Origin of the sequence: Euzebya sp., assembly GCF_964222135.1 — a bacterium.
GTDB lineage: Bacteria > Actinomycetota > Nitriliruptoria > Euzebyales > Euzebyaceae > Euzebya.
The window spans coordinates 26,934-53,906 of the sequence record NZ_CAXQBR010000104.1 but is presented as its reverse complement, the minus strand read 5'-3'; the positions used below and the strand labels follow the sequence as shown (position 1 = coordinate 53,906).

The following is a 26,973-nucleotide window of genomic DNA, read 5'->3' as shown; positions in this document are numbered from 1 at the left end:
GCTGGCGCTGCGCGACGCCTCCCCCGAGATCGCCGGTGGCCGGCTTCGTCGGCTTAGCGCGACCCCACACGATCATCGGCACGGTGCTGGCGGTCGTCGGGCTGTGGGCGATGGCCGGGGCATGGACGGGGGAGGGGCCTGCTGCCGCCGGCGTCGGGTCGCTGGCCCTCGCGCTGCTCGCCGCCCTCGCCACCAACGTCTACATCGTCGGCATCAACCAGCTGACCGACGTGGAGATCGACCGGATCAACAAGCCGGGCCTGCCCCTCGCGGCCGGGGCGATCACGGTCCGGACGGGTCGGACCTGGGTGGCGCTGTCCGCGCTGGTCGCCGTGGGGGCCGCGGTGGTGGCGGGGCCGTGGCTGCTCGCCGCGGTCCTGATCGGCCTGGCGGTCGGGACGGCGTACTCCGTGCCGCCGTTGCGCCTCAAGCGGTTCCACGTCGCCGCGGCCGCGTCGATCACGTCGGTGCGCGCGCTGACGGTGAACCTGTTCGTGTACGCGCACTTCCACGCGGGGGTGGCGGGCGCGGCGGCGATCCCCCAGCACGTCTGGGCGCTGACCGGGATGGTGCTCGGCCTGACGATCGCCATCAGCTGGTTCAAGGACATCCCCGACGCGGTCGGCGACGCCCAGCACGGCATCGCCACCCTCGTCCTGCGGGTCGGGTTGACGCGCGTCCTCGCCGTCGGCCTCGCGATCCTCGCCGCGTGCTACGTGTCCCTGATCGTCGCCGGCGTCGTCGGGTTGGCGGGGGTCAACGGCACCCTGCTCGCGGTCGGCCACGTGGCCCTGCTGGCCGCCCTCGCCGTCATCGCCCGGCGCATCGACTCCGACGACCCCGCCTCGCTCAAGCGGTTCTACTCCCAGATCTGGTTGCTCTTCTTCGCCGAGTACGTGGCCTTCCCGGTCGCGGCGGTCCTCTAGGCCGCGCCCACCAGCGCGTCACCGCGGACCACGAGCAGGGCGACGATGAGCAGCCCGGTGGCCATCGCGGCGCGGTAGGCCGCTTCGTCCCGACGAGCCGCCCCCAGGCCCAGCACCGCCACGAGCAGCCCGGCGACCACCGCCGCGACGCCCGCGGTCAGCGGGTCCACCGCCGCGTCCCCGGGGACGACCAGGACCGTCGCCGCCCCGACCCCGAGCGCCCCGACGGTGCCGGCGAGCGTCCCGGCCCGACCCACCCGGTGGGGGAGCCCCCGCACCCCCGCAGCCGCGTCGACGGCCAGGTCGGGCAGGACGTTGGCGAAGTGCCCGCCGACCCCGAAGCACGCGCCGGTCGCCGTCGCCCACACCGGCGCCGCGCCGGCGCCCGCGGCGGCGGTCACGACCGAGGGGAGCAACCCGAAGGACACCAGGTAGGGGAGGGGGCTCAGGGCCGTCGTCTTCAACCGCGCGTTGTAGGCCCAGCCGCCCGCGACGGCCACCAGGTGCACCGCGGCCGCGAGGGGGCCGAGGAGGGCCGACAGCACGACGCAGGCGGCCAGCGCCACGAGGGCCGCGGTGCGCACCGCCCCGACGGTCGCCCGGCCGGTGCCCACCGCCTTGTCCTGCCGGTCGTCGTCGAGCCCGCGGACGGCGTCGAGCCAATCGTTGGACCACCCGATCGACAGCTGCCCGCAGGCGACCGCGGCGACGACGAGGGCGCTGCGACCCGGCCCGGCCCCGGCCGCCACGGCCAGGCCGAGCGCCGTGATCGCGACGACCGCCGAAGGTCCCGGGTGGGACGCCGCCAGCAGACCGGTCGGCGTGGTCAGGACCGCCGCCGCCGGTACACGATCACGGCGACCACGACCACCGCCACGACCACCACCGCGCGGATCGCCACGTCACCGCGCAGGGTCGGGGCGAGCGTGACCGCCAGCAGCGGGACCAGCAGGACGGCGAGGAGCCAACCCATCCCGCGGAGCCGCTCCATCACCAACGGCGGGCCGTCGTGCACGTCGTCGGGATCCCGCGGGGCCGCCCGGGGGGCGCGCCCCCGATCACCACGGCGCCGGGCCTCGGCCGCGTCGACCTCCGCGGCGGCCTGGCGCACCTCCTCCATCCGCGCACCCAGCGCGCGGAGGGCCTCGTCGCGGCGGCCCTCGGGGACGTGCACCTCCGCCTCCTCGGCGTCCACGCCCGCGAGCCAGGCGTCGATGCCCGCGCGTCCGAGCACCGTGACGACCGCCTGCGCGGTGCGGCGGTCGAATGCGGTCAGGGCGGTGCCCCGCCCGTGCTGGGGGTCCACGTCGTCGGCCCTCGTCTGATCGGGTGCGTCCACTAGACTTCTCACGACCCGTTCGGGGGAACACTTCTTACCAGCCGGTGGAGCGAGAAGAGGAAACGGAGGACCGGTGGCTCGAGATGAACGGATGCCCCTGCTCTACAGGACCATCCACGCCGTGCTGCCGCCTGTGCTGACAGCTGTGTACCGCCCCTCGATCGAGGGGGTGGAGCACATCCCGGCGACCGGCCCGGCGATCCTCGCCTCGAACCACCTGTCGTTCCTCGACCACTTCTTCCTTCCGGCCTACGTCGACCGGCCGATCTTCTTCCTCGGCAAGAGCGACTACTTCTCCGGCTGGCAGAAGTACTTCTTCGAGAACGTCGGCGTCATGCCGATCAACCGCGAGGGCGGGGACGCCGCGGAGCGGTCGCTGCAGAAGGGCCAGGAGATCCTCGAGCAGGGCAAGTTGCTCGGCATCTACCCAGAGGGCACCCGCACGCCCGACGGCCGGCTGTACCGGGGCAAGACCGGCCCCGTCCGCCTGGCCCTGCGCACGGGGGTGCCGATCATCCCCGTCGCCATGCTCGGCGTGTTCGACATCCTCCCCCCGGGCGCGAAGGTGCCCCGCCTCGGCGGCGACGTCGGCGTGCGGATCGGCCAGCCGCTCGACTTCAGCCGCTACGCCGGCCGCGACGACGACCGCTTCGTGCTGCGCAGCGCCACGGACGAGCTGATGTACGAGCTGATGCTCTTGAGCGGCCAGGAGTACGTCGACGAGTACGCCGCCGCGGTCAAGTCCGGCCAGGCCGAGATCGGATCAGGTGACCTCGCCGCCCTCGGCCGCCAGATCGACGAGGAGAAGCAGGCGGCCTGACCTCCTCTACCGCCGGCGGAGGAGCGCGTTGCGGGCGTCGAGCAGGTCGCGGCCGAACATCACCAGCTCGTCGGTCTTCTCCGGCCCGACGGTGAAGTTCAACGACGCGGGCTGCAGGGCGAGCGCGTAGCTGAAGACGTCCTCCTCGTCGACCCCGACGGCGTCCGCGTGCCCGGTGTGGCCGGGGGTGTCCAGCATGACGGCGAGCGACACGTCGAGCTGCAACCCGTCGGGGTGGCTCGCCGTCGAGATCTGGGTGCCCACGACGGTGTCGAGCGGGTGGCTCGACACCGTCGCCTCGAACGTGGTCTCGACGTCCTCGGGACCGCGGTCGTAGTGCTCCTCGGACACGATCACCGAGTGCAGCTCGACGTCGGTGAGGAGCCACAGGATGATGTCCAGGTGGACGTGGCCGGCGTCGCACAGGTCGCTCGCCATGCTGAGCAGGTGCGCGGCTACGGGCTCCTCGGGGACCAGCTGCACCAGGTGGTCGGGCAACCACCCGAGGGTCGGCCGGTGCGCGGCCAGCGCGCTCGACAGCTCGAAGTCCCAGGCCTGCTGCATGCTCACGCCACGCCTCCCTCGTCGTCGTCCACGGCCCAGCCACGGGAGCGGTGCACCGCCTCCCGCCACCGCAGCTGGCGGCGGTGGCGCTCGTCGTCGTCCATGGACGGCTCGAACCGGGCGTCGAGCTGCCACACGTCGGCCAGGTCGTCCGTCGACGACCACACGCCGGCGCCCAGCCCGGCGGCGAACGCGGCGCCGAGCGCGGTCGTCTCGCGCACCTGCGGACGCAGGACCGGCACGCCGAGGAGGTCCGCCTGGAGCTGGCACAGCAGGTCCATGGCGGAGGCGCCGCCGTCGGCGCGGAGCTCCTCGAGCGTGACCGACGAGTCGTCCTGCATCGCCTCGATCACGTCGCGGGTCTGGAACGCCATCGCCTCGACGACGGCCCGCGCCAGGTGCGCCCGGGTCGTCCCCCTGGTCAGCCCGACGATCGTCCCCCGCGCGTAGGGGTCCCAGTGGGGGGCGCCCAACCCGGTGAACGCCGGGACGAGGTACACGTCGCCGGTGTCGCCCACCGACTCCGCCAGCGGCCCGGTCTCCTCCGCCGACTCGATCACCCCGAGGCCGTCGCGCAGCCACTGGACCGCCGCACCGGTCACGAAGATCGATCCCTCCAGCACGTACGTCGGCCCGTCGCCCAGGTCCCAGCCGATGCTGGCGAGGAGCCGCGCGGACGTCGGCCGCGTCGACCCGGTGTTGAGCAGCACGAAGGACCCGGTGCCGTAGGTGTTCTTCGACGTGCCCTCGGTCCAGCAGCCCTGCCCGAACAGCGCGGCCTGCTGGTCGCCGAGGATCCCGGTGATCGGGATCGACGCGCCGAAGAAGACCTCGGGGTCGGTGGTCCCGAACTCCCCCGTGCTCGGCCGCACCTCGGCGAGCAGCGACATCGGCACGTCGAGCAGCTCGCACATCGCCGGCGACCACTCCCGGGCGCCGATGTCGTACAGCATCGTGCGGCACGCGTTCGACGGCTCGGTGACGTGGGCCGCGCCGCCCGTCAGCTGGTGGACCACCCACGTGTCGATCGTGCCGAACGCCAGCTCGCCGGCCTCGGCGCGCGTCCGCGCCCCCTCCACGTGGTCGAGGAGCCACGCGACCTTGGTGCCCGAGAAGTACGCGTCGACGACCAGGCCGGTGGTCGACCGTATCGCCGCGTCGTGGCCGTGGGACACGAGCCGGTCGCAGACCCCTGCGGTCCGGCGGTCCTGCCAGACGATCGCGTGGTGGATCGGGTCACCCGTCGCCCGGTCCCACACGATCGCGGTCTCGCGCTGGTTGGTGATCCCGATGCAGGTCAGGTCCGCGGCGTCGATACCCCCCTCGTCGAGGGCCGCGCGGCAGGCGTCGAGCAGCGCGTCGGTGATCTCCGCCCCGTCGTGCTCGACCCAGCCGGGTCGCGGGAAGTGCTGGGGGAACTCCGCGTACCCCCGCGCGAGCAGCTGGCCGGCCTCGTCGACGAGCAGCGCGGTCACACCGGTGGTGCCGGCGTCGATGGTGAGGATGGTGGCCATGCTGTCTGAACTCCTGGGCGGTCTGACTCCTGGGCGGTTTGGACTCCCCGGGTGATCTGCCCCGGCGCCGCGGGCTGTGACCCCGCCTGTCTAGCACGCGCGTCCGCGGCGCCCCCTAGCATGCGGTCCCATGACCAGGCGCATCGGCATCCTGACGGGCGGGGGCGACTGCCCCGGCCTGAACGCGGTGATCCGCGCGGTCGTCAGGCGGGCCGAGTCCTACGACATCGCGGTGCTGGGCTTCCGCAACGGCTGGCAGGGCGTCCTGGACGCGGCCTGCGAGCGCCTGGACCGCAGCGCGGTGAAGGGCACCCTCCACCTCGGCGGCACGATGCTCGGCACCAGCCGGACCGACCCCGTCGCCGCCCCGGACGGGGTCGCCCGGATCGGGGAGACCCTGCAGATCCACGAGCTGGACGGGTTCCTGGTCGTCGGCGGGGAGGGGACCCTCTCGGCCGCCCGCGTGCTCGCCGAGGACCACGGCATCCCGATCATCGGCATCCCGAAGACGATCGACAACGACCTCGGCGGGACCGACGCGACCATCGGGTTCTCCACCGCCGTCGAGATCGCGGCGGAGGCCGTGGACCGCCTCCACTCGACCGCGGAGAGCCACAACCGCGTGATGATCCTCGAGGTGATGGGCCGCCACGTCGGCTGGATCGCCACCTACGCCGGGATGGCCGGCGGCGCCGACGCGATCCTCATCCCCGAGAAGCCCTTCGACCTGGACGCGGTCTGCCGCCACCTCCGACGGCGCCACGGGCTGGGCCGGAACTTCTCGATCGTCGTGGTGGCCGAGGGCGCGGTCCCGGTGGAGGGGTCCATGGCGCTGCCCGACTACGAGACCGACGAGTTCGGCCGTCCGCGCCTGGGCGGCCTGGTCAACCTGCTCGGCCCGGAGATCGAGCGGCGGACCGGGTTCTCGACGCGCGTCACCGTGCTGGGCCACGTCCAGCGCGGCGGGTCGCCGAACGCAGCTGACCGGGTGCTCGCGTCGTCCCTCGGCGTCGCCGCCGCCGACCACGCCGAGGCCGGGAGCTGGGGCGTCATGGTCGGCCAGCACGGCAACAGCATCCGGACCTGCCCGCTCGCCGAGGCCACCCGCGAGTTGAAGCGCGTCCCCCCGGAGATGTACGAGGTGGCGAGCGTCTTCTTCGGGTGACCCACCCACCCGAGGGGGCAGGATGCCCGCACCGACCGCGAGGAGCGACCACGACGTGACCAGCCCGAACGCCCACCGCCTGCCGCCCGGCCAGTACGAGGCGCGCGGCTGGCCGGTGCTGCACTTCGGCCACGCTCCCGCCGTCGACGAGCGCACTCAGACGATCCGCGGCTGGGGCGCCGTCGAGAACCCCACCGCCTGGACGATCGCCGAGTTCAAGCAGCTGCCCACCACGACGGTGCGCAGCGACTTCCACTGCGTGACCAAGTGGAGCATGTTCGACAACGACTGGTTCGGCGTCGCCAGCCGCACCGCCCTCGCGGCCTTGCGACCCACCGCGGAGGCGTCGCACGTCATGCTGCACGGCGCGGAGGGCTACACGACCAACGTGCCGCTCGACGCGATGCTCGACGACGACGTGATCTTCACCTGGCGCCGCGACGGTGAGGACATCACCGTCGAGCACGGCTGGCCGCTCCGGCTGGTCCTGCCGAAGCGATACGCCTGGAAGTCCTGCAAGTGGGTGACCGGCATCGAGGTGATGACGGCCGACCGGCGCGGCTTCTGGGAGGAGCGCGGCTACCACAACGACGCCTTCCCCGAGACCGAGCAGCGCTACAGCTATCAGGAGTAGGACCACAGGGGGGTCCGCCCCCGGAGGGATGAGCGATGCGGTTCCTGGTCGTCGATGACGAGCCCGACCTCCGGATGATCCTGCAGATCAACCTGGAGCGCTGGGGCCACGACGTCGTGCTCGCCGCGTCCGCCGCCGAGGCCTACGACGTCCTCCGCGCCGCCGACGTCGACGCGATGCTCCTCGACGTCTCGATGCCCGGCGAGTCCGGGCTGCAGCTGCTCGGACGCCTGCAGGCCGACGGGTTGATGCCGAGCGAGGTGGCGCTGCTCAGCGCGGCGCTGCTGTCAGACGGACCCGGCGCGGTGCCCACCGGGGTGCGCCACCTGGCCAAGCCGTTCGGGGTCGACGAGCTGGAGGCGCTGATCGAGGAGATGGCCGGCCCGTGATGGCGAGGGTGCGCGCCTGCCCCCGCTGCGGGGAGGACCCGCCGGAGGGGGCGCGCTTCTGCACGCGGTGCGGGCAGCGCCTCGGCCCCGCCCCCGAGCCGACGGCCGTGGTCGCCGACCCGGACGCCCCGCGGCTGGTCGAGTGCGGGGAGTGCGGGGCCGGGAACGCCGCCAGCCGACCGATCTGCGCGCGCTGCGGCACACCGCTCCGCGACGAGGTGCCCGGCGGCGATGCCCTGCCCGAGTCCGCCTTCGACCCCCCCGACACCGCACCGGGGCCGGCAGCCGGCCGCGACGGGCCCGGGCTGGTCCTGGCGCTGGTCATCCTGGGAGCGCTGATCACCGCCGGTGTGCTCCTGGCGCTGGTGACGTCGCGAGTGCGGACGCCGGGCGCCGACGTGGTGCCGCGTGGCGTGGCGCTCCAGGCCGCGGCCGCCAGCTCCGCCCTCGAGGACCACCCGGCCTCCCTCGCCATCGACGGCGATCCGGCGACGGCGTGGACGGAGTCCGCCCAGGGACCGGGTGTGGACGAGTGGCTCGACATCACCCTCGCCTCGGAGGTCGCCGTCCGCCGCCTGCTCCTCTGGAACGGCGATCAGACCAGCGAGCAGCACTTCGCCGAGAACGGCCGGGCGGCCGCGGTCCGCATCGACGTCGGTGACCGGCAGTTCCGGGTCGCCCTCGAGGACGCGATGGGGGCCCAGGCGATCCGGCTGCCCGAGCCCGTCGACGCCGACCGGATCCGCATCGTCGTCACCGAGGCGATCCCCGGCGACCGCTACGCCGACCTCGCGCTCAGCGAGGTCGTGGTCGAGGCGGGCGGCTGACCTCAGCCGGGCGGCGTGAGGTACGCGATCGTCACCGTGGCGCCGCGCTGGACCGGCGTGCCCACCGCGGGGTCGGTGTACTGCACCCGGTAGGGCTGGCCGAACGTGAGGGGGCCGAGCGTCTGCTGCGGTTCGGTGTACTCCTCGACGACGAGGCCCAGGCCCTCGAGCTCAGCGCGGGCGTCCTCCGGGCTCATGTCCACCACGTCAGGCACCTCGATGGTCAGCGGCCCGAGCGACGTGGTCAGCTCGATGCCGCTCCGCACGTCGACCTGGCTGTCGCCCGGGACGGACTGGGCGATGACCGTGCCGGCCTCGGGGAACTCGTCGGAGTGCTCCTCGGCGACGATGGTGCCGGCCAGCTCGGCGGCCTCCAGGGCGGCCAGCGCGTCGGCCTCGGGCAGCCCGACGACCGCCGGCACCGCCACCTGGCGGACCCCGAGGGACACGACGACGCTGATGTCGCTGCCCTGTGGGACCGGCTCGCCCGGCGGGGGGTCCTGGCTGATCACGTGCCCGACCGGGACGGTGTCGGAGTGCTCCTGGGCCGGCTCGGCGAGGTCGAAGAAGTTCGCCTCCACCTCTGCGGTGATGTCGTCGTAGGGCCGGCCCACGAACTCCGGCATCTCGACGGTCCGCGGGCCGAGCGACACGCCGACCCGGACGATCCCGCCGGCGCGCATCTCCGTCCCCTCCGACGGGCGCTGGCCGATGATCGTCCCGGCGGGCTCCTCGAGCCGGTACTCCTCGGCCGACTCGTCGATCTCCAGGGTGAACCCGCGGTCCGCGAGCACGGACTGGGCCTCCGCGCGGTCCAGCCCGACGAGCCCCGGGACCGCGGCGACGGGCGCGACGACCTGGTCCCAGTAGAGCCAGCCGCCGCCGGCGAGCAGCCCCAGCACCACCACCACGACGGCGGCGATGCCCGCGCCGCGACCCGCCCGACGACCGGGGCGTCGTCGCGGACCCGAGCGCCGCGGCGGCGGGGCGGCGCGGCGCGCCTCCAGCGCCTGCTCCGCCCGCGTCCGCTCGTCCAGCGCGGCCGCGGACAGCGACATGGTGTCGAGGTCCTCGGGCGGCAGGATCATCGTGTGGACGGTGCCGTCGGACGACGTCGTGGTGACCGCGTCGGGTCCGTCGGGCACCGCGGCGGTGAGGGCGGCGGCGAACGCCTCGACCGAGGCGTAGCGCTGCTGGGGGTCCCGCGAGGTGGCGATGGCGATGGCCGTGTCGAGGGCGGGTGGCACCTCGGGGGCGTAGCGGCTGGGCGGTGGGACGTCCTCGTTCGCGTGGCGGAGCGCGATGGCCATCGGCGTCTCGGCCGGCAGCGGCTTGCGGCCGGTGAGCAGCTCGAAGGCCATGACGGCCAGCGCGTACTGGTCGCTCGCCGGGGTGGCCTCGATGCCGCCGACCAGCTCGGGGGCCAGGTAGTGGACGCTGCCGACCAGCGTGCCCGTCGCGGTGTGGCTGGTCGCGGCCATCACCCGGGCGATGCCGAAGTCCGCGAGCTTCGGCATCCCGTCGGGGGTGATCAGCACGTTCTCGGGCTTCACGTCGCGGTGCACCAGACCCTGGGCGTGCGCGGTCGCGAGGGCCTGGCACAGCGGCACGACGACGGCCAGCATCTGGGCGGGGGAGAGGGGGCCGTGGCCCGCCAGCACCTCCCGCAGGCTGGGCCCGTCCACCAGCTCCATGACGATGTAGGGCAGGTCGGTCTCGCCCTGGTCGTAGACCGCGACGACGTTCGGGTGGCTGAGGGACGCGGCGTGCCGGGCCTCGAGCTTGAACCGCGCGCGGATCTCCGGGTCGTCGGCCAGGTGGCGGTGCAGGACCTTGATCGCCACCTCCCGATCCATGTGCGTGTCGGTCGCGCGGATGATCGTCGCCATGCCACCCGCCCCGATGCGCTTGCCCACGGCATAGCGGTCGGCGAGCACCCGACCGCCAGGTCGGGGGCGCTCGGCGACGTCCGGGGGCTGCAGGCCCGAGGGGTTCGGGGGAGGGGAGGACACGCGGCGCCAGTGTAGGTTGGCCGGGTGCAGAGTCCTGGTGACCCCGACGGCGCGGACGCGCTGCACGCGGAGCTCGAGGCGCTGGGGTTCGGTGCGGTGCAGGTGGACCGGAAGGGCACGGTGCAGTACGCCCGCCGTCCGAACCGGTTCCTGACCGAGTGGGTGCACGACGACGGACGTGAGCTGCTGTTCACCTGGGAGTTCGACCTCGGTGAGTTCTGCGAGACCGTCGGCTGGCAGATCGGGGCGGCCGAGACGTCCTTCCAGATCCTCTACCCGCAGTACGACGTGCGGATCGCCCGGGACCTCGAGGCGGTGGCGATCGAGGTCCAGCGGCTGGAGGACCAGATGCGGTCCCTGGACCTGTCCGACCCCTCCCTGTAAGGGCTGGTTCAGGCCGCGGGGAGGGTCACGGCCACCCGGAGGCCGCCGAGCGGGCTGTCGCCGAGCGCGACCCGTCCGCCGTGCAGCGCGACCAGCTGGGCGACGAGCGACAGGCCGAGGCCGCTGCCCGGACGGTCGTCGGCGTCCGCGCCGCGGACGAAGCGGTGGACCACCGCCTCCCGCTGGGTCGCGGGGATCCCCGGCCCGTCGTCATCGACGACCAGCTCGACGCCGTCGGCGGTGCGCCGCACGCGCGTGACGACGTGCCCGTCGGCCCGGCCGTGGACGGCGGCGTTCACCAGCAGGTTGTCACAGGTGCTGCGCAACCACGCCTCGCTGCCGCGCACCACGACCGACCCGTCGACCGCGGGCGGATCCAGGCGGACCGACGGGTGGCGCCGGGCGACCGACTCGACGGCCTGGGCGGCGACGTCGGCGAGGTCCACCGGACCCGGCGGCTCCGCCATCCCCGCGTCGGCCCTGGCGAGGGCCTGCAGGCTCGCGAGCAGGGCGGACAGCCGGCGGACCTCCGCTGCCGCGGCGGCGAGCGCCTCCTCGCGGATCGCCGCCGGGGCCGCGGGGTTGCGCACGAGGGCGTCGAGGTCCGCCTGCAGGGCGGTCAGCGGGGTCCGCAGCTCGTGGCCGGCGTCGGCTGCGAAGCGCTGCGCGCCGTGCAGGGCGCTGCGCTGGGCGGCATCGGCCGCCTCGAGCCGGCCCAGCATCGTGTTCAGGGCGTCGCTGACCTCCGCGACCTCCGCGGGGACCCCGTCGGTCGGCACGCGGGTGGACAGGTCCCGGGTCTCCGCCACGGTCCGCGTGGCCTCGCCGAGGCGGCGGAGGGGCCGGGTGGACGCCGCCGCGGCCGCCGCCGTGGCCAGCCCGGTCACCACCGTCGCCGTCCCGCCCACGACGACGAGCACCAGCCGCAGCGACGCGACCGACTCCTCCACCAGCTGGTCCACGTCACCGCCGATCTGCAGCTGCGCGAGGCCCTCGGCGACGGTCGCGGTCATCACCCGCCAGCGCCGGCCCGCGTCGTCGACGTAGGTGGCCGTGTCACCGTCCGCACCGGCCGGCGGGTCGTTCGCCGGCTCGTCGCCGAGGGTCGCCAGGGTCCCGCCACCGGGCCCCCGCACCGCCAGGAAGTACCCACGGCCGAGCGACCGCTCGGCGGCCAGGCGGAGCCGCTGGACCGCCGCCAGCGGCGCGCCGGACGGCCCGGTCCAGCCCTCGTCGTCCGCGTCGTCGTCCTGGTCGTCGTCCGCGTCGTCGTCTGCCTCCCCCGTCCCGTCGGCACTGCCCCCGAACCCGCCGAAGCCGCCGAACCCGCCGGGCGGACCGCCGCCGAACCCCGGCCCGGGCCGGCCGGCGTCGGTCAGGATCGCGAGGCGCTCGGCCAGCTGGTCGTCCAGGCGGTCCACGGCACGGTCCTCGGCGACGCGCAGGACGACGACGCCGGTCAGCACGAAGCCGAGGGCCACCACCAGGCTGGCGACCAGGGCGACGCGTCCGCGGAGGCTCCGCATCGGCGGGCTACCCGCCGTCCGCCGGCCGGAGCACGAACCCGACGCCCCGCTTGGTGTGGATCAGCCGTGGACCCCCACCCGCCTCGGTCTTGCGGCGGAGGTAGCCGATGAACACGTCGACGACGTTGCCGTCGGTCTCGAAGTCGTAGCCCCAGACGAGCTCGAGCAGTTGGGTGCGGGACAGGACCACGCCCGCGTGGGCCATCAGCGCGTCGAGGAGCTCGAACTCCCGACGGGTCAGCTCGATCGGCTCCTCGGCCCGCCGCACCTCGTGTCGCGCGCGGTCGAGGACCAGGTCGCCGACGACCCGCACGTCGCCGTCCCCCGCCCCGGCCGCGCCGGCCCGCCGCAGCAGGGCGTGCAGCCGCGCGACCAGCTCCTCGAGGGCGAAGGGCTTGACGACGTAGTCGTCGGCACCGGCCTCCAGCCCGGCGACGCGGTCGGCCACCTCGTCGCGGGCGGACAGCACGCAGATCGGGACGTCGATGCCGTCCGCCCGCAGCCGCCGCGCCACCCGGACCCCGTCGACGTCGGGCATGCCGACGTCCAGCACGATGACGTCCGGACGACGGCGGCGCACCGCGGCCAGGGCGGCCAGCCCGCCGTCTGCGGTGCGCGGTGCGAACCCCTCCAGCGCGAGCGCCCGGCCGAGCGACGCCAGGATCGCCGGGTCGTCGTCGACGACCAGGACGTCGGGTGGGTCGACGGCGGCCACGCGCGCAGGGTGCCACGACTTCATGAGGGGAGCCTGAGGGACGCCCTCCGGGGTCCTGCCGGCGGCCCCGCGGCGGATAGGGTTCCGTGCGTGGCAGCAGACGTCGTCATCGTGGGAGCCGGGGTCATCGGGCTGTCCAGCGCGATCCGCTGCGCGGACGCCGGGCTGGACGTCGTCGTCCTCGACCCCGATCCCGGCCGCGGGGCGTCCTGGGCGGCCGCGGGCATGCTCGCGCCCGTCACGGAGCTCCACTACGGCGAGACCGACCTGCTCGCCCTGACCCTGGCCTCCTCCGCCGCGTGGCCCGATTGGGCCGCGGACCTCGCGGACCGGGGCGCCGACGTCGGCTACGCCCGCTGCGGCAGCCTCATGGTCGCGCGCGCCGCCGACGACGCCGCCGAGCTGCGCCGCATGATGGCGACCCAGCACGCCCTCGGCCTCGAGTCCGAGTGGCTGCGGTCCCGCGACGCCCGGCAGGCCGAACCGGCCCTGGCCCCCTCGGTCCGCGGCGCGGTGCACGTGCCCGGCGACCACCAGGTCGACAACCGCGCCCTCGTGACCGGCCTGCTCGGGATCGTCGAGCGCCACCCGGCGATCGTGCTGCGCCGCCAGGGGGTGCGCGCCGTCACCCGGGACGGCGAGCGGGTGACCGGGGTGGTCCTCGACGACGGCGCCGGGGTGGCGGCGGGCGCGGTGGTGCTGGCCGCGGGTGCCTGGTCCAGCCAGGTCGAGGGGTTGGCCGGGCTCCTCCCGCCGGTGCGACCGGTGAAGGGGCAGCTGCTGCACCTCCGCAGCGCCACGGGTCCGCTGGCGACCCGCAACCTGCGCGGGATCGAGGTGTACGTCGTCAACCGCGCCGACGGACGCATCGTCGTCGGCGCCACGGTCGAGGAGCGGGGCTTCGACACGTCGGTGACCGCCGGCGGCGTCCACGAGCTGCTCCGCGCCGCCTGGGAGCTGCTGCCCGGCATCGACGAGGCCGTCTTCGTCGAGGCCATCGCCGGCCTGCGCCCGGGCAGCCCCGACAACGCCCCGCTGCTCGGCCCGGTCGGGTCCCACCCCGGCCTGGTGGTCGCCACCGGCCACCACCGCAACGGCGTCCTGCTGTCGCCGATCACCGCGGAGGTCGTCGCCGCCCACGTCACCGGCGCCCCCGTCGAGGTCCGCCACGGGCCGGTGACGGTCGACCTCGACGCCTTCAGCCCCTCCCGGGAGCCGTCCCGCACCCCCGCCGACCCCGTCCCCGCCACCCCATGACCATCACCCTCAACGGCACCGAGACCGACCTCGACGCCGGCACCACGCTGGACGTCGTCATCGCCCGGCTGGGCCACGACCCCTCCCGGCCCGGGGTGGCCGTGGCCGTCGACGGCGACGTCGTCCGCCGCGGCCAGTGGGCCACCACGGCCCTGACCGGCGGCGAGACCGTCGAGGTGCTGACCGCCGTCCAGGGAGGCGCTCGATGACCACCACCCCTCCCGCCCCCCACTCCATCAGCGACGACCCGTTCGAGATCGCCGGCGTGGCGCTGGGATCGCGGCTGATCATGGGGACGGGGGGCGCGCCCTCCCACGAGGTGCTGGCCGCGGCCCTGCGTGCGTCAGGCACCGCGCTGACCACCGTGGCGCTGCGCCGCCTCGACCCCTCGGCGGGCAGGTCGGTGCTCGACGTGATCACCGAGCTCGGCATCCGGGTGCTGCCGAACACCGCCGGGTGCTACACGGCCCGCGAGGCGGTCACGCTCGCGCACATGGCCCGCGAGGCCCTCGACACCGACTGGATCAAGCTCGAGGTGATCGGGGACGACCGGACGCTGTTCCCCGACCCCGTCGAGCTGCTCGACGCCGCCGAGACCCTGGTCGACGACGGCTTCACCGTCCTGCCCTACTGCGGGGACGACCCGGTCGTCGCCCGCCGCCTCGAGCAGCTGGGGTGCGCCGCCGTCATGCCGCTCGGCTCGCCGATCGGGTCCGGCGCGGGGATCCGCAACCCGTACAACCTGCGGATCATCGTCGAGCAGGCGGGGGTCCCCGTGATCCTCGACGCGGGGGTCGGCACCGCCTCCCACGCCGCCCAGGCCATGGAGGTCGGCTGCGACGCGGTCCTGTGCGCCAGCGCGGTCACGCGGGCGAAGGACCCCGCGATGATGGGGGAGGCGATCGCCGCGGCGGTCCGGGCCGGCCGCAAGGCGCACCTGGCCGGCCGGATCACCGAGCGGCTCTACGCCGACGCGTCGTCGCCGGACTACGGCCGCATGGAGCTGCACGACTGAGTCGTCTGGGCCGGCGCCGGTACCCTTCCCGGCCATGGAGCACCCGGGACGTCCCGATCCGCAGGAGCGGCCGCTCGTCGACTTCCGCGACGTGCCGGGTCGGCTGCAGACCTCCGCCGGCGCGCTGGCCGCCCTCGCGGTGCTCGGCTGCGTGGTCGACGGTGCGCTCAACGGGCTGACGTTCGCGCTGATGGGCCGTTGGGCGGCCATGTTCGCCGCGGCGATGCTGCTCGCGACCGCCGTGATCACCGCTCTGCACGCCCTCGGGGGCGCGGGGACGGCCGACCGCCGGGGGGAGCGGCTGAGCGCGCCGGACGTCGGGATCCGCCCCCGCCGACTCGCGCGGGTGGAGGACCCGGTCGCCGAGGATGCGGCGGCGGGCGACGACGACGGGTCCTCGGGGGAGGGGGAGGGGTGACGCCCGACCGCCGCCGGTCGCGGTTGGGGCAGGCCAGGCTGTACCTCTGCACCCCGCTGCGGGACGACCTCGACGCGTTCCTCGACGCGGTCCTGGCCGGCGGGGTGGACCTGGTCCAGCTGCGCGACAAGGACGCGGACCGCGACGCCCAGCTGGCCGCCGCGCCGGCGTTCCGGGCGGCGTGCGACCGCCACGACGCCTTGTTCGTGGTCAACGACGATCCCGAGCTCGCGGTCGCGGCCGGTGCCGACGGCGTCCACGTCGGCCAGGACGACGCCGATCCGGCGACCGCACGCGCGATCGTGGGCCCGGATCTGCTGATCGGCCGCTCGACCCACTCGATCGCCGAGGTCGACCGCGCCCAGCGCGAGGACTGCGACTACTTCGCCGTCGGACCGGTGTCGGCGACCCCGACCAAGGAGGGCCGGCCGGGCGTCGGGCTCGAACCGGTCCGCCACGCCGCCGCCGTCGCGACGACCCCGTGGTACGTCACCGGGGGAATGGCCCCGGACACCGCCGCGCCGGTCCTCGCCGCGAGGGCCCATGGCCTGGTCGTCGTCCGCGCCCTCACCGAGGCGCCGGACCCGCGGGCGGTCGCCGAGGCCATGACGGCCCTGCTCGTGACCCACCCCTCCCCCTGGTCGCCCAGGGGGTGAGGCTCAGGCCGTGAGGTCCTCGAGCATCGCCTGCAGGATCTCGCGGGGCATCGGGCCGTCCAGGCGGTCTACCACGACGCCGTCGGCGCCGATCGTGAAGAACCACGGCTCGGTGGGCAGGCCCCACGCCGCGACCGCGTCGACGACGGGTGTCGCGGCGACCTCGGTGCCGCTCGGCTCCTCGGCGTAGATCTCGCTGTGGATGAAGATCGTGTCGCCCCAGTCGCCCTCGGTGCGGATCGTCTCGAGGGTCTGGACCGACGGGCCGCAGACGGCGGTCTGGCAGAACTGCGGGGTGGCGAACATGAGCGCGACCGGGCGGCCGGTCTGCAGGGCCTCGTCCAGGCTCATCTCGTGCATGCCGCACTCGGGGTCCTGGGTGCAGATGTCGAACACGCCCCGGTCGTCGGCGACCGTGGCGGTCGGCGCGCTGATCGCCTCGGTGCCCGGGATCACGGGCGACTGGTCCGTCGGGTCCTTCACCCTCGAGTCCTGGGGGTCGACGACCTGGATCGCCGCGGTGCCGAAGTCCTCGCCCGCCAGCGCCACGATCTCGAAGAGCCCCTCGTCGCTGAGGTCGGTCCGCACGAAGTACACCGGCTGGCCGGTGTCGACCGCCGGGCTGAAGGTCGTCTCGAGCGGGCCGGCGACGACCTCCGCGGTCTCCTCCGGCGACGTCGCGATGCGGCGGAGGTAGACCTGCACGGGACGGTCCTCCCCGAGCGGGGACATCTCCGTCGTGAGCACCCCGAAGGCGAGGTAGCGGTCCTGGCCGGTGAGGTACTCGACGGAGGCCTGCTGCACGAAGAGCGTGCCCTGTGCATCCGGTGCGGGGAGGTCCGCGGAATCGGTCGCCGGGGCCTCCGACGCGGTCCCGCCGGTGGCCGCGCCCTCGCCGCCGCACGCCGTCAGCGCCAGTCCGGCGGTCGCGGCCGACGCGACGCGCAAGAACGATCTGCGGTGCCAGGAGCTCGGCGAACTGCGGTGCATGGTGCGCGAGAGTAGCGTCGGGGAGTGCCAGCCCCAACCGCCTCCCGACGCTCCGCACGCCGGTTCATCGCGCCGGTCCTGGCGCTGCTGGTGGCGGTCGCGCTCACAGCCTGCGACGGCGCCGACGACCCCCGGCCGATCCGGGTGGGGGCGGGGTCCACGACCGAGCAGCAGGTGCTCGCCGCGCTGACCGCCGGGCTGCTCGACCGCGATGGCCACCCCGCCGAGGTGGTGCCCGACCTCGGCGACACCACCGACGTGCGCGAGGCCGCCCTGGACGGCGACATCGACGTCTACTGGGACTACTCGGGTGCGACGTGGGCGCTCGCCCTCGGGCTGACCGCCCCGCCGATCGACGCCCAGGAGTCCTATGAGGCGGTGGCGGCGGAGGAGGAGGGCAACGGGCTGCGGTGGCTCACCTCGAGCGGCGTCGACGCCCGCCTCGCGTTCTTCGTCCGGCCCGAGGCCCTGACCGATGCCGAGGACGCGACGCTGACCTGGCTGGCGGGCGAGCTCGGACAGGTCGACGGCGCGCTCTGCGCCGACCCGGCCTTCCTCGACGCGCCGTCGGGGTACGCCTACCTGGCCGACACCTACGCGATCGCCCCGGACGCCACCGCAACCCGCGGCGCGGGGGAGGAGGAGGCCCTGCGGGGGACGGCGGAGGGGACCTGCATCGCGGGGATGGCCAGCGCGACCTCCGGGCTGGCCCGCGAGCTCGGCCTGGTCGCGCTGACCGACGACCAGGGGGTGTTCCCGGCGCAGGTGGTCGCCCCCGTGGTCCGGCTCGACACCACGGTGCTCGACGACCGGGCCGAACGGCTCGTCGGGTCCCTGTCGGCGGAGCTGACGACCGACGCCCTGGCCGATCTGAACGCCGAGGCGCAGGCAGGCACCCCGATCGACCAGGTGGCGGGGGCCTTCCTCGACGCGAGCCCCCTGGGGGGCGGTGGCTGACCGCGCGGCGGATCGACGGTCCCGGCGCGGTCCGGTCCGTGCGGTAGCGTCCCGCCGGTGCAACGGCTCAGCCTGACCGACCAGGTCGCCCAGGCGGTCCGCGGGGAGATCCTCGGCGGCGCGCTCGCGCCGGGGGCGTCCCTCCGCGAGCAGGTGCTCGCCGCCAGGTTCGAGGTCGGGCGGTCGACGGTCCGCGAGGCCATCAAGGTGCTGGTCGCCGAGGGCCTGGTCACCCAGGCGCACCACCGCGGCGCGATCGTGACCCGCCACACGGCGGCGGACGTCGACGACCTGATCGCGGCGCGATCGATGATCGAGCGCCACGTCGCGACCGCGGACCTGGGCGACACGACCGCCGCCGCCGAGGCGCTCGAGGCGATGCGGCGCGCCGTCGACGCCGGCGACACCCAGGCGGGGGCCGAAGCGGACGAGGCGTTCCACCGCGCCGTCGTGCAGGCCGCGGGATCGCCGCGGATCACGGCGTTCCACTCCCAGCTGGCAGGCGAGCTCCGTCTGCTGCTGGTGTCCGCCGACCGGGCCCAACCCGAGCCGGACAAGGTCGCCGAGCACACCCGGCTCCTCGAGCTCCTTCGCGCCGGGGACCGCGAGGGCTACCTCGCCGCCGCGCTGCACCACGTCGCCCGCGCCCGCGACACCCTCGTCCGCGTCGCCGGCGCCTGACAGCCGGCGGGGTCTTACGCACAGCGGCTGAGCGCCGGTCTGTCGCGCAGCGGCTGAGCGCCGGTCTGTCGCGCAGCACCTGAGCACCGGTCTGTCACCTTCGTCTCGCAGGGCGCAACAGACCCGACAGACCTCCGGGGGGTGGCACGCCCAGCCGGCGGGGTCTGTCACCTTCGTCTCGCAGGACGCAACGAACCGGACAGACCCCGGGGGTGTGGGCGCCCAGCCCGCCCGCCGCAGATCCCCGTCCCTCCACCTCCGCGATCGCGTATTGTCTGACGATCAGACGACCGGAACAGGAGGGTTGGTGGCGTGGAGGAGCTGAGCTGGGGCCGGCGGTACCTGATGTGCCCGCCGACCCACTACGAGGTCGCCTACGCGATCAACCCGTGGATGCACGGCGTGGTGGACCGCGATCTCGCCATGGTGCAGTGGCTCGATCTGACGGAAGCCCTCCGCCGGGCCGGGGCGGAGGTGGAGGTCGTCGAGGCGGTCCCCGACCTGCCCGACATGGTGTTCACCGCGAACGCCGGGCTGGTCGACGGCGCCACCTTCATCGCCGGGCGGATGCGCTGGCCCGAGCGCGCGGGGGAGACCGACCGGTTCGCCGCCTGGGCCGCGGCGCACGACCTCGCCGTCGCCCACCTGCCGGACGGCGCGGTGCTCGAGGGGCTCGGGGACTGCCTCCCCCTCGGCGAGGTGCTGGTCGCCGGCCACGGCCAGCGGTCCACGACGTCGGCGCACGCCTTCGTGTCGGGCTGGACCGGCCGCGAGGTCGTCGGCGTCGAGCTGGCCGACCCGCGCTGGTACCACGTCGACCTGACCCTCTGCCCCCTCGACCGGCGGCGGGCCATCGTGTTCCCGGACGCCTACGACGCCGCCGGCGCCCGGGCGGTGATGGCGCAGATCCCCGAGCCGCTGGTGCTCGACGCGGACCAGGCGGCGACGTTCGCGGCGAACAGCGCGGTCGTCGGTCGCACCGTCGTCATGCCCGCCTGCCCGCCGCCGGTCGGCCGCGCGCTGGAGGCCTGGGGCTTCGACGTCGTCGTGGTCGACGTCGGGGAGTTCACGAAGGCCGGCGGGGCGGTCCGCTGTCTGACGCTGCCGCTCGACACGCGGCTCACCCGCGCCGTGGCGGCCGGTCCCGCGCTCGTGGAGGATGTGGCCTGATGTCGCTGGCACTGCAGCTCGAGGAGCGCTTCGGCGCGCGCAACTACCACCCGCTGCCGGTCGTGATCGCCACCGCGTCCGGGGCCTACGTGACCGACGAGGACGGTCGCCGCTACCTCGACGCCCTGGCGGCGTACTCCGCGCTCAACTTCGGGCACGGCCACCCGCGCCTGGTCGCGGCGGCGCGGGCCCAGCTCGACCGGCTCACCCTGACCAGCCGGGCCTTCCACAACGACCAGCTGGGCCCCTTCTGCGCCGAGCTGGTCGACCTGTGCCGCATCGAGGTCGACGCCGACGGGCGGCCGGCCGGGCTGGTGCTGCCCATGAACACCGGCGCGGAGGCGGTGGAGACGGGCATCAAGACCGCCCGCAAGTGGGCCTACGAGGTCAAGGGCGTCCCCGACGGGACGGCGGAGATCATCGTCGCCGAGGGCAACTTCCACGGCCGCACCACCACGATCGTGTCCTTCTCAGACGATCCCCTCGCCCACGACCACTTCGGCCCCTACACGCCGGGCTTCGTGCGCGTGCCCTACGGCCGGGCGGACGCCATCGCCGACGCGATCACCCCCCGCACCGCCGCGGTCCTCATCGAGCCGATCCAGGGGGAGGCCGGCGTGGTCATCCCGCCCGACGGCTACTTGCGGGACGTCCGCGAGATCTGCGACGCCGAGGGGGTGCTGCTGATCGCCGACGAGATCCAGTCGGGGCTCGGGCGCACCGGCCGGACGTTCGCCTGCGACCACGAGGACGTCCGCCCTGACCTGCTCCTGCTGGGCAAGGCCCTCGGCGGGGGCATCGTGCCGCTGTCGGCCGTGGTCGGGCGGACCGACGTGCTCGGGGTGATCCGGCCGGGCCAGCACGGGTCGACCTTCGGCGGGAACCCGCTGGCCTGCGCCGTCGGCCGCGAGGTCGTGGCCCTCCTGGCGGAGGGGTCCCACCAGCGGAACGCCGACGAGCTGGGGGCGCGGATGGCCGCACGGCTCCGGGCGGCCGACCTGCCGCGGGTGCGGGAGGTGCGCGCCCGGGGGCTGTGGCTCGGCGTGGAGCTGGTCGACGCCGACCCGCCGGCCCGCCGCTACTGCGAGGCGCTGCTGTCCGCCCAGGTGGATGGGCCGGCAGGCCCCGCCGGCCTCCTCGCGAAGGACACCCACGAGACGACCATCCGGTTGGCGCCCCCGCTGGTGATCACCGCGGAGGAGGCGGACTGGATCGTCGACCGCATGGTCGACGTGCTCGGGTGATGCCGGTCGGGTGACGACAACCCGGTTGACGCACGAGATCGAACACATGTACGATGGTGGCTCCTGAGACGGCGCATCCCCCAGCCGTCCGGGAGACCGCCTGCAGGGACGGGTGGGTCGCGTTGGGAAGGCGCGACACCACCCGTCCCTGCTCCCTTCCCGACGGTCATCGATCTCCCCTCCGCACCCAGGAGCGACGATGACGAAGCGATACCGGGAACCCGTCGAGGTCCACGTCGACGACGCCGACAGCACCGCCGAGGACCGGGCGGTCCCCGCCGGGTTCACCTGGCGGGGCGGCCGCTACCGGGTGCTGGCGGTCCTGGGGCACTGGCGCGAGGACGCGGCGTACTGGACCGGGGGAGGGGTGGAGGTGCCCCAACGGGACCTGTGGCGGGTGGAGGCGCAGAACGGAACTCCGACACGGGGCATCTACGAGCTCGTGGCCGAGGGCGGCACCTGGCGCCTCGACCGGGTCTGGGACTGACGCCGGCTAGACCGCGGCGGTCGCGGTGACCAGCCGCTCGACGGAGTTGCGGACCAGGGCACGGCCCTCATCGATCAGCACCGGGTCGCCGTCGGGCTCGTGGCGGAACGCCGCCTCGAGCATCGCGTCGGCGACCGTCCAGGGGATCCGCAGCTGCTCGACGGTCAGGTTCGTCGGGACGGTCCGGCTCTGGACGCGGATCAGCATCCGGCGCACCCGCCGATCGAACCACTCGCGGTGGCGGTCGGTGAACCGCGACGAGCACCGCAGCGCACGGAAGGCCGGGACGGCGCGGTAGTGCGCGACGTAGGTGTCGTAGACCCCGGCCGCCACCTCGACCAGCGGTTCGGGTTCGGTCGGCAGCGCCCGGTTCAGCACCGCGTCGTGGCGGTCGAGCAGGCGCAGGACCAGCTGGTCGAACAGCGCCCGGACGTCGTCAGCCTGGGCGCGGACCGTCGACAGCGGCAGCGACGCCCGCTCGGCGACCGCATCCAGCGTGATCGCGTCCACGTCGCCGTCGACGACCAGCGCCTCGGCGGCGTCGAGCAGCGTCGTCAGGCGTGCCCGCCCCCGACGCCCCCCAGGTCGTCGGAACGTCGTCGTCGCGTCCGTCGGCGGAGACATCGTCTCACCCTAGCGGCCGACCCGGCTCCTGTGACCCCCCGGGTCAGCCCGACCGCGGCAGGTGCCGCCGGAGGTGGGCCAGGGCGACGGGGTCGATCGACACCGCGTCGGTCCAGCGCTCCTCGAGGTTCTCCCACCCGAGGTAGCCCATCAGCGCATGGGCCAGGGGTTGCCCCTCGGCCAGCCACCCGCCGCCGCGGAGGCGCGCGGCCACCTCGACGGTCAGGTCGTCGTCGAGGGGCACCCACTCCTCCGCCGGCGCCCGGTCGAAGTGGTGGTCGCGGATCTCGAGCAGCTCGCCGAGCCGGGTGATCGGGTCGTCGTCGTGATCGACCCGCAGGTCGACCAGCCGGTCGTGGTTGCCGCCGTACCCGCCGCCGGGCTGGCGCACGACGACGGCGGCCGACTCCATCCCGCGCTTCTCCCCGCCAGCGGCCTGCCCCGCCTCGAGCGCCGCCAGCAGCCGGTGGGCCAGCGGTCGGGCCGTGGCGGCGAGGAACGCCTCTGCCATCGCGTCGACCACCTCCGGCCCGACCAGCACGTTGCCCTGGATCGCGAACCCGGGGCCGACGCGGTGCCCCCGCCAGGCGAAGCAGGCCTCGCCGGTGTGGCTGGCCGCGCGCCCGTCCGCGGCGACCAGGCCCGTCTGGCGCTGGGCGGCCATCGGGTCGTCGACGACCAGGTCGTCGAGGATCGCCTGGGGGTCCTCCCCGGCCTCGAGGCGGTCGAGCGCCCGCGGCCCCACGGTGACGTCCGGGAAGGCCTGGACGGCGCACGCCCCCACCCCGCCCCGCGCCCAGGGCACGAGGTTCCCGACGGCCAGGAACTTCGACTGGACGGCCACCCCGACCTGGTCGCGGTCGGGGTCGGCGGCAGCGATGGAGTAGGTCATGGCCGCTACCGTAGGTGCCCGCAGGCGCGGACTCGACAGCGCCAGGAGGGCCAGATGAGCGACACCCAGACCCCGGTGATCGTCCCCGACGTCGACGAGCTGACGCGGGTCGAGGAGCGCGAGCAGCTCCGCCGCACCGATGACGGCGACCACGACCGCTTCGCCCACTACGTCTGGGGACGCAACCCCCGGGCAAAGGTGACCGAGTCGATGGTCACCGGCGTGCCGATCAAGGCGCTGTGCGGCAAGAAGTGGGTGCCCAGCCGCGACGGGTCCAAGTACCCGGTGTGCCCCGACTGCAAGCGGATCAAGGACCGCATGCAGGGCCGCGGTGGCGGGGACGGCGACGGCGAGTAGCCATCACCCGGGGCCGGCTACTCGCCCGACCCCTCCTTCGAGCCGGTGAGCTGGGCGAAGGTGCCGTCATCCTGCGGCTCGCCGACCAGCAGGCAGACGATCTCGCGGTCATCCGCCTCGGTCCAGGACTCCTCGCCCGGGGTCAGCGCGGTGTAGTAGATGGCCGAGTCGGCGTACGCGGTGCCGACGTAGGGCTCGAACTCGGCTTCGCAGCGCTCGCGGGCGAGCTCGTTCAGCGCGGACTCGCCCGGGTACGCCTCCTCCTCGCCGCCGGGGTGCTGGGGGAGGGCGAAGACCTCGGCGTCGTGGGCCTCCTCGCAATCGACCGACTCGTAGTCGTCGATCTGGGACCCGTCGGGCAGGTTGACGCAGTCACCGATGGTGAAGGCGAGCGCCGAGGGGCTGCAGGCGCCCACGAGGACGGCGAGGGCGAGGAGCAGGCCTGGCAGCAGGCGGCGGGTGGAGCGCATCGGTTCAGGGGTCCCTTCCGGGGTGGACGGTCGTCGCGCGCGAGCGCGTCCGGGGAGGATACGCACCGACGGCTCGACCGCACCGTCCGGCGGGAGCCGCGTCACCGACCTGTCAGCACCGGATCTCCGCGTCCGCACCCCTCGACGGCGTGGCCGCGCCGCATAGGCTCTGGTGCACCGAAACCCGTACGGAGGGCATCACGTGAGCGACATCCACCGCGATCCACAGCGCATCATCACCGATGGGATGCCGACCCAGCTGCCCGACGTCGACCCTGCCGAGACCCGGGAGTGGATCGACTCGTTGGAAGCCGTCGTCAGCCACCACGGGCGGGAGCGTGCGAGGTACCTCATGCTCCGCCTCCTCGAGAAGTCCCGCGAGATCGGCGTCGGCGTGCCCGCGCTCCGCTCGACGGACTACATCAACACCATCCCGCCCTCCCGCGAGCCGGACTTCCCCGGCGACGAGGAGATCGAGCGCCGCATCCGCTCCTACATCCGCTGGAACGCCGCGGTCATGGTGACCCGCGCCCAGCGCCCGGGGGTCGGCGTGGGCGGGCACATCGCGACCTACGCCTCGGCGGCGAGCCTCTACGAGGTCGGCTTCAACCACTTCTTCCGGGGCAAGGACCACGAGGGCGGCGGGGACCAGCTCTTCATCCAGGGCCACGGATCGCCAGGCGTGTACGCGCGGGCGTACCTGGAGGGACGGCTCAGCCAGGAGCAGCTGGACCTGTTCCGCCAGGAGTCGCAGGCCGGCGGCCTGTCGTCCTACCCCCACCCCCGGCTGATGCCGGAGTTCTGGGAGTTCCCGACCGTGTCGATGGGGCTCGGCGCGATCAACTCGATCTACCAGGCGCGCTTCAACAAGTACCTGCACAACCGGGGGATGAAGGACACGTCCGCCCAGCGGGTGTGGGCCTTCATCGGTGACGGCGAGATGGACGAGCCCGAGGCGCAGGGCGCGCTGACCGTCGCCGGTCGCGAGGAGCTCGACAACCTCACCTGGGTCGTCAACTGCAACCTGCAGCGCCTCGACGGGCCGGTGCGCGGCAACGGCAAGATCATCCAGGAGCTCGAGAGCCTGTTCCGCGGCGCCGGCTGGAACGTCATCAAGGTCATCTGGGGCCGCAAGTGGGACCAGCTGCTGTCCCTCGACGTCAACGGCGACCTGGTCGAGCGGATGAACGCCACCCCCGACGGGCAGTTCCAGACCTACACGACCAAGGACGGCCAGTACATCCGGGACCACTTCTTCAACACCCCGGAGCTGGCGCGCATCCTCGACGAGTCCGGCCTGACCGAGTCCGACCTGCCGGTCCTCGACCGTGGCGGACACGACTACCGGAAGGTCTACGCGGCCTTCAAGGCGGCGACCGAGCACACCGGCCAGCCGACCGTGATCCTCGCGAAGACCATCAAGGGCTGGACGCTCGGGCCGGACTTCGAGGCCCGCAACGCCACCCACCAGATGAAGAAGCTGACCCGCAAGGCGCTGACGACCTTCCGCGATCGCCTGCACCTCGACATCTCCGACGCCGACCTCGAGGGCGACCTGCCGCCGTACTACCACCCGGGGGAGGGGTCGGAGGAGATCGACTACCTCCACGAGCGGCGGCGCGAGCTCGGCGGCTACCTGCCCGAGCGCCGCGTCCAGGTGACGGCACCCGACCTGCCGGCGCACTCGGCGTACGAGGAGCTGAAGAAGGGCTCCGGCAAGCAGGAGGTCGCCACCACGATGGCGTTCGTCCGGCTGCTGAAGGACCTCTTCAAGCACGAGGGGATCGGCGAGCGCATCGTGCCGATCATCCCCGACGAGGCCCGCACGTTCGGCATGGACTCGCTGTTCCCGACCGCGAAGATCTACTCGGTCCACGGCCAGACCTACGAGCCCGTCGACCAGGCGATGCTCCTCAGCTACAAGGAGGCGAAGGACGGCCAGATCCTCCACGAGGGGATCACCGAGGCCGGGTCGATGGCGTCGTTCACCGCCGCCGGGTCGGCCTACGCCACCCACGGCGAGGCGATCCTGCCCGTCTACATCTTCTACTCGATGTTCGGCTTCCAGCGGACGGGCGACTCGATCTGGTCCGCGGCCGACCAGCGGTGCCGCGGCTTCCTGATCGGCGCCACGGCAGGGCGGACCACGCTGAACGGCGAGGGGCTGCAGCACGAGGACGGCCACTCGCCGCTGATGGCGCTGACGAACCCGGCGGTCGAGCACTTCGACCCGGCGTTCGCCTACGAGGTGGCCGTGGTCACCGAGGACGGCGTGCGCCGGATGATGGGCGAGGACGCCGAGGACGTCATGTACTACCTGACGGTCTACAACGAGCCGACCCCGCAGCCGCCGATGCCCGAGGGCCTCGACGAGTCCGAGATCCTGGACGGGATCTACCGGTACGCGACGTTCGAGGACGAGCGGTCCCACCGGGCCCAGATCCTGTCGAGCGGGTCGGCGATGCCGGCGGCGCTGAAGGCCCAGCAGATGCTGGGGGAGGACTGGGACGTCGCCGCCGACATCTGGTCGGTGCCGGGTTGGGTGCAGCTGCACCGGGACGGGGTCGCGTGCACCACGACCAACCGCGACCACCCGACTGCTGAGCCGCAGGTGCCCCTCATCACCCGCAAGCTGGGTGAGTCCCGCGGCGGCCCGTTCGTCGCGGTGACCGACTACCAGAAGGCCGTTCCCGGCCTGGTCGAGCCGTTCGTCCCCGGGCCGTTCGGGATCCTCGGTACCGACGGGTTCGGCCGGTCCGACACCCGCGAGGCGCTCCGCCGGATCTTCAGGATCGACGCGGAGTCCGTCGTCGTCGCGGTGCTCCACGAGCTGGCCCTCGCCGGCGAGATCGACGCCGAGATGGTCGCGAAGGCCATCGAGACCTACGACATCGACCCCGACCTCCGCGTCTGGGACGAGCTGCACCGCGCCCGCTAGGG

Annotated in this window: 30 protein-coding genes; 19 read left to right on the top strand and 11 right to left on the bottom strand. The window is 74.1% G+C overall.

What is annotated here, in order from left to right:
• The first annotated feature begins 83 nt into the window (after nt 1–83).
• Nucleotides 84–926, top strand: coding sequence for a homogentisate phytyltransferase (locus tag ACEQ2X_RS22895; protein WP_370328203.1), 843 nt, complete (start codon nt 84–86; stop codon nt 924–926).
• Here ACEQ2X_RS22895 and ACEQ2X_RS22890 read toward each other — a convergent pair.
• Together ACEQ2X_RS22890 and ACEQ2X_RS22885 are read right to left on the bottom strand one after the other, a co-directional pair.
• Entirely contained in the window at nt 923–1,735 is an 813-nt protein-coding gene (locus tag ACEQ2X_RS22890; protein ID WP_370328249.1) for a UbiA family prenyltransferase, read from the bottom strand. The two genes, ACEQ2X_RS22895 and ACEQ2X_RS22890, sit on opposite strands and share 4 nt — an antisense overlap.
• A 17-nt stretch (nt 1,736–1,752) precedes the next feature.
• Nucleotides 1,753–2,265, bottom strand: coding sequence for a hypothetical protein (locus ACEQ2X_RS22885; protein WP_370328202.1), 513 nt, complete (start codon nt 2,263–2,265; stop codon nt 1,753–1,755).
• A gap of 91 nt (nt 2,266–2,356) precedes the next feature.
• Between ACEQ2X_RS22885 and ACEQ2X_RS22880 the strand changes: the two genes are divergently transcribed.
• Nucleotides 2,357–3,085: a lysophospholipid acyltransferase family protein gene (locus tag ACEQ2X_RS22880; protein WP_370328201.1), complete on the top strand. Its 729-nt coding sequence runs from the start codon at nt 2,357–2,359 to the stop codon at nt 3,083–3,085.
• A gap of 6 nt (nt 3,086–3,091) precedes the next feature.
• On the opposite strand, the gene ACEQ2X_RS22875 is transcribed toward ACEQ2X_RS22880, so the two are convergent.
• Nucleotides 3,092–3,655 carry a hypothetical protein gene (locus tag ACEQ2X_RS22875; RefSeq protein WP_370328200.1) on the bottom strand — a complete coding sequence of 188 codons (564 nt, stop codon included), beginning with the start codon at nt 3,653–3,655 and terminating at the stop codon, nt 3,092–3,094.
• Nucleotides 3,652–5,163 (bottom strand): glycerol kinase GlpK, encoded by a 1,512-nt coding sequence (glpK, locus tag ACEQ2X_RS22870; protein WP_370328199.1) that lies wholly within the window; start codon nt 5,161–5,163, stop codon nt 3,652–3,654. Before glpK ends, ACEQ2X_RS22875 begins: the two co-directional genes overlap by 4 nt.
• A 130-nt stretch (nt 5,164–5,293) precedes the next feature.
• Here glpK and ACEQ2X_RS22865 point away from each other — a divergent pair, with 130 nt between their 5' ends.
• From ACEQ2X_RS22865 to ACEQ2X_RS22850, 4 genes are read left to right on the top strand one after another with little or no spacing between them, the layout of a single operon-like run.
• Nucleotides 5,294–6,328, top strand: coding sequence for a 6-phosphofructokinase (locus ACEQ2X_RS22865; RefSeq protein ID WP_370328198.1), 1,035 nt, complete (start codon nt 5,294–5,296; stop codon nt 6,326–6,328).
• A gap of 22 nt (nt 6,329–6,350) precedes the next feature.
• Nucleotides 6,351–6,962, top strand: coding sequence for a molybdopterin-dependent oxidoreductase (locus ACEQ2X_RS22860; RefSeq protein WP_370328197.1), 612 nt, complete (start codon nt 6,351–6,353; stop codon nt 6,960–6,962).
• A 35-nt stretch (nt 6,963–6,997) separates the two neighbouring features.
• Nucleotides 6,998–7,351, top strand: coding sequence for a response regulator (locus tag ACEQ2X_RS22855; RefSeq protein ID WP_370328196.1), 354 nt, complete (start codon nt 6,998–7,000; stop codon nt 7,349–7,351).
• A complete protein-coding gene (locus ACEQ2X_RS22850; protein WP_370328195.1) occupies nt 7,351–8,178 on the top strand; it encodes a discoidin domain-containing protein in 828 nt (275 codons plus the stop codon). Before ACEQ2X_RS22855 ends, ACEQ2X_RS22850 begins: the two co-directional genes overlap by 1 nt.
• 2 nt (nt 8,179–8,180) lie before the next feature.
• On the opposite strand, the gene pknB is transcribed toward ACEQ2X_RS22850, so the two are convergent.
• The gene (gene pknB, locus ACEQ2X_RS22845) at nt 8,181–10,190 is read right to left on the bottom strand and encodes a Stk1 family PASTA domain-containing Ser/Thr kinase (protein ID WP_370328194.1); all 2,010 of its coding nucleotides are present in this window, start codon (nt 10,188–10,190) and stop codon (nt 8,181–8,183) included.
• A gap of 24 nt (nt 10,191–10,214) precedes the next feature.
• Between pknB and ACEQ2X_RS22840 the strand changes: the two genes are divergently transcribed.
• Nucleotides 10,215–10,574, top strand: coding sequence for a hypothetical protein (locus tag ACEQ2X_RS22840; RefSeq protein WP_370328193.1), 360 nt, complete (start codon nt 10,215–10,217; stop codon nt 10,572–10,574).
• Between the two features lie 8 nt (nt 10,575–10,582).
• Here the strand turns inward: ACEQ2X_RS22840 and ACEQ2X_RS22835 are convergent, their stop codons facing one another.
• Nucleotides 10,583–12,100, bottom strand: a complete 1,518-nt coding sequence (locus ACEQ2X_RS22835; protein WP_370328192.1) for an ATP-binding protein — start codon at nt 12,098–12,100, stop codon at nt 10,583–10,585.
• A gap of 7 nt (nt 12,101–12,107) precedes the next feature.
• Complete coding sequence (locus tag ACEQ2X_RS22830; RefSeq protein WP_370328191.1) at nt 12,108–12,839, bottom strand: response regulator transcription factor; 732 nt, start codon at nt 12,837–12,839, stop codon at nt 12,108–12,110.
• A 66-nt stretch (nt 12,840–12,905) separates the two neighbouring features.
• Here ACEQ2X_RS22830 and thiO point away from each other — a divergent pair, with 66 nt between their 5' ends.
• Genes thiO through thiE form a run of 5 tightly spaced genes read left to right on the top strand, consistent with a single transcriptional unit; the run spans nt 12,906 to nt 16,161 of the window.
• On the top strand, nt 12,906–14,072 hold the full coding sequence (gene thiO, locus ACEQ2X_RS22825) for a glycine oxidase ThiO (RefSeq protein ID WP_370328190.1): 1,167 nt from the start codon (nt 12,906–12,908) through the stop codon (nt 14,070–14,072).
• Entirely contained in the window at nt 14,069–14,281 is a 213-nt protein-coding gene (gene thiS / locus ACEQ2X_RS22820; protein ID WP_370328189.1) for a sulfur carrier protein ThiS, read from the top strand. The genes thiO and thiS overlap by 4 nt, the downstream gene beginning before the upstream one ends.
• Nucleotides 14,278–15,087 (top strand): thiazole synthase, encoded by an 810-nt coding sequence (locus ACEQ2X_RS22815; RefSeq protein WP_370328188.1) that lies wholly within the window; start codon nt 14,278–14,280, stop codon nt 15,085–15,087. The genes thiS and ACEQ2X_RS22815 overlap by 4 nt, the downstream gene beginning before the upstream one ends.
• Before the next feature lie 34 nt (nt 15,088–15,121).
• The gene (locus tag ACEQ2X_RS22810) at nt 15,122–15,505 is read left to right on the top strand and encodes a hypothetical protein (protein WP_370328187.1); all 384 of its coding nucleotides are present in this window, start codon (nt 15,122–15,124) and stop codon (nt 15,503–15,505) included.
• Nucleotides 15,502–16,161: a thiamine phosphate synthase gene (gene thiE / locus ACEQ2X_RS22805; protein WP_370328186.1), complete on the top strand. Its 660-nt coding sequence runs from the start codon at nt 15,502–15,504 to the stop codon at nt 16,159–16,161. The genes ACEQ2X_RS22810 and thiE overlap by 4 nt, the downstream gene beginning before the upstream one ends.
• A gap of 3 nt (nt 16,162–16,164) precedes the next feature.
• Here thiE and ACEQ2X_RS22800 read toward each other — a convergent pair whose 3' ends face one another.
• Nucleotides 16,165–17,109: a hypothetical protein gene (locus ACEQ2X_RS22800; RefSeq protein ID WP_372530586.1), complete on the bottom strand. Its 945-nt coding sequence runs from the start codon at nt 17,107–17,109 to the stop codon at nt 16,165–16,167.
• 66 nt (nt 17,110–17,175) lie between these two features.
• On the opposite strand from ACEQ2X_RS22800, the gene ACEQ2X_RS22795 reads away from it, so the two are divergent.
• From ACEQ2X_RS22795 to ACEQ2X_RS22775, 5 genes are all read left to right on the top strand, one after another.
• Nucleotides 17,176–18,108: a glycine betaine ABC transporter substrate-binding protein gene (locus tag ACEQ2X_RS22795; protein WP_370328184.1), complete on the top strand. Its 933-nt coding sequence runs from the start codon at nt 17,176–17,178 to the stop codon at nt 18,106–18,108.
• 57 nt (nt 18,109–18,165) lie between these two features.
• Complete coding sequence (locus tag ACEQ2X_RS22790; protein WP_370328183.1) at nt 18,166–18,789, top strand: GntR family transcriptional regulator; 624 nt, start codon at nt 18,166–18,168, stop codon at nt 18,787–18,789.
• Between the two features lie 312 nt (nt 18,790–19,101).
• Complete coding sequence (locus tag ACEQ2X_RS22785) at nt 19,102–19,959, top strand: dimethylarginine dimethylaminohydrolase family protein (RefSeq protein WP_370328182.1); 858 nt, start codon at nt 19,102–19,104, stop codon at nt 19,957–19,959.
• Nucleotides 19,959–21,203 carry an ornithine--oxo-acid transaminase gene (gene rocD / locus ACEQ2X_RS22780; RefSeq protein WP_370328181.1) on the top strand — a complete coding sequence of 415 codons (1,245 nt, stop codon included), beginning with the start codon at nt 19,959–19,961 and terminating at the stop codon, nt 21,201–21,203. Before ACEQ2X_RS22785 ends, rocD begins: the two co-directional genes overlap by 1 nt.
• A gap of 199 nt (nt 21,204–21,402) precedes the next feature.
• Complete coding sequence (locus tag ACEQ2X_RS22775; protein WP_370328180.1) at nt 21,403–21,690, top strand: DUF6504 family protein; 288 nt, start codon at nt 21,403–21,405, stop codon at nt 21,688–21,690.
• 6 nt (nt 21,691–21,696) lie between these two features.
• Here the strand turns inward: ACEQ2X_RS22775 and ACEQ2X_RS22770 are convergent, their stop codons facing one another.
• Both ACEQ2X_RS22770 and ACEQ2X_RS22765 read right to left on the bottom strand, forming a co-directional pair.
• On the bottom strand, nt 21,697–22,314 hold the full coding sequence (locus ACEQ2X_RS22770; protein WP_370328179.1) for a TetR/AcrR family transcriptional regulator: 618 nt from the start codon (nt 22,312–22,314) through the stop codon (nt 21,697–21,699).
• Between the two features lie 43 nt (nt 22,315–22,357).
• Nucleotides 22,358–23,206, bottom strand: a complete 849-nt coding sequence (locus ACEQ2X_RS22765) for a DUF1028 domain-containing protein (RefSeq protein WP_370328178.1) — start codon at nt 23,204–23,206, stop codon at nt 22,358–22,360.
• A gap of 54 nt (nt 23,207–23,260) precedes the next feature.
• Here ACEQ2X_RS22765 and ACEQ2X_RS22760 point away from each other — a divergent pair, with 54 nt between their 5' ends.
• Nucleotides 23,261–23,563, top strand: a complete 303-nt coding sequence (locus ACEQ2X_RS22760; RefSeq protein WP_370328177.1) for a DUF3039 domain-containing protein — start codon at nt 23,261–23,263, stop codon at nt 23,561–23,563.
• A gap of 17 nt (nt 23,564–23,580) precedes the next feature.
• On the opposite strand, the gene ACEQ2X_RS22755 is transcribed toward ACEQ2X_RS22760, so the two are convergent.
• Entirely contained in the window at nt 23,581–24,033 is a 453-nt protein-coding gene (locus tag ACEQ2X_RS22755; protein ID WP_370328176.1) for a septum formation family protein, read from the bottom strand.
• A gap of 247 nt (nt 24,034–24,280) precedes the next feature.
• On the opposite strand from ACEQ2X_RS22755, the gene aceE reads away from it, so the two are divergent.
• A complete protein-coding gene (gene aceE, locus ACEQ2X_RS22750) occupies nt 24,281–26,971 on the top strand; it encodes a pyruvate dehydrogenase (acetyl-transferring), homodimeric type (protein WP_370328248.1) in 2,691 nt (896 codons plus the stop codon).
• The last annotated feature ends 2 nt before the right edge of the window (nt 26,972–26,973 follow it).

Bases quoted from the DNA above. Each gene is read 5' to 3' on its own strand.
- thiS (WP_370328189.1), top strand. From the start codon at position 14,069: ATGACCATCACCCTCAACGGCACCGAGACCGACCTCGACGCCGGCACC.
- ACEQ2X_RS22850 (WP_370328195.1), top strand. From the start codon at position 7,351: ATGGCGAGGGTGCGCGCCTGCCCCCGCTGCGGGGAGGACCCGCCGGAG.
- ACEQ2X_RS22835 (WP_370328192.1), bottom strand. From the start codon at position 12,100: ATGCGGAGCCTCCGCGGACGCGTCGCCCTGGTCGCCAGCCTGGTGGTG.
- glpK (WP_370328199.1), bottom strand. From the start codon at position 5,163: ATGGCCACCATCCTCACCATCGACGCCGGCACCACCGGTGTGACCGCG.
- ACEQ2X_RS22855 (WP_370328196.1), top strand. From the start codon at position 6,998: ATGCGGTTCCTGGTCGTCGATGACGAGCCCGACCTCCGGATGATCCTG.
- ACEQ2X_RS22760 (WP_370328177.1), top strand. From the start codon at position 23,261: ATGAGCGACACCCAGACCCCGGTGATCGTCCCCGACGTCGACGAGCTG.
- ACEQ2X_RS22880 (WP_370328201.1), top strand. From the start codon at position 2,357: ATGCCCCTGCTCTACAGGACCATCCACGCCGTGCTGCCGCCTGTGCTG.
- ACEQ2X_RS22865 (WP_370328198.1), top strand. From the start codon at position 5,294: ATGACCAGGCGCATCGGCATCCTGACGGGCGGGGGCGACTGCCCCGGC.
- rocD (WP_370328181.1), top strand. From the start codon at position 19,959: ATGTCGCTGGCACTGCAGCTCGAGGAGCGCTTCGGCGCGCGCAACTAC.
- ACEQ2X_RS22860 (WP_370328197.1), top strand. From the start codon at position 6,351: ATGCCCGCACCGACCGCGAGGAGCGACCACGACGTGACCAGCCCGAAC.
- ACEQ2X_RS22830 (WP_370328191.1), bottom strand. From the start codon at position 12,839: ATGAAGTCGTGGCACCCTGCGCGCGTGGCCGCCGTCGACCCACCCGAC.
- ACEQ2X_RS22755 (WP_370328176.1), bottom strand. From the start codon at position 24,033: ATGCGCTCCACCCGCCGCCTGCTGCCAGGCCTGCTCCTCGCCCTCGCC.
- ACEQ2X_RS22775 (WP_370328180.1), top strand. From the start codon at position 21,403: ATGACGAAGCGATACCGGGAACCCGTCGAGGTCCACGTCGACGACGCC.
- aceE (WP_370328248.1), top strand. From the start codon at position 24,281: ATGCCGACCCAGCTGCCCGACGTCGACCCTGCCGAGACCCGGGAGTGG.
- ACEQ2X_RS22765 (WP_370328178.1), bottom strand. From the start codon at position 23,206: ATGACCTACTCCATCGCTGCCGCCGACCCCGACCGCGACCAGGTCGGG.
- ACEQ2X_RS22815 (WP_370328188.1), top strand. From the start codon at position 14,278: ATGACCACCACCCCTCCCGCCCCCCACTCCATCAGCGACGACCCGTTC.
- ACEQ2X_RS22810 (WP_370328187.1), top strand. From the start codon at position 15,122: ATGGAGCACCCGGGACGTCCCGATCCGCAGGAGCGGCCGCTCGTCGAC.
- ACEQ2X_RS22770 (WP_370328179.1), bottom strand. From the start codon at position 22,314: ATGTCTCCGCCGACGGACGCGACGACGACGTTCCGACGACCTGGGGGG.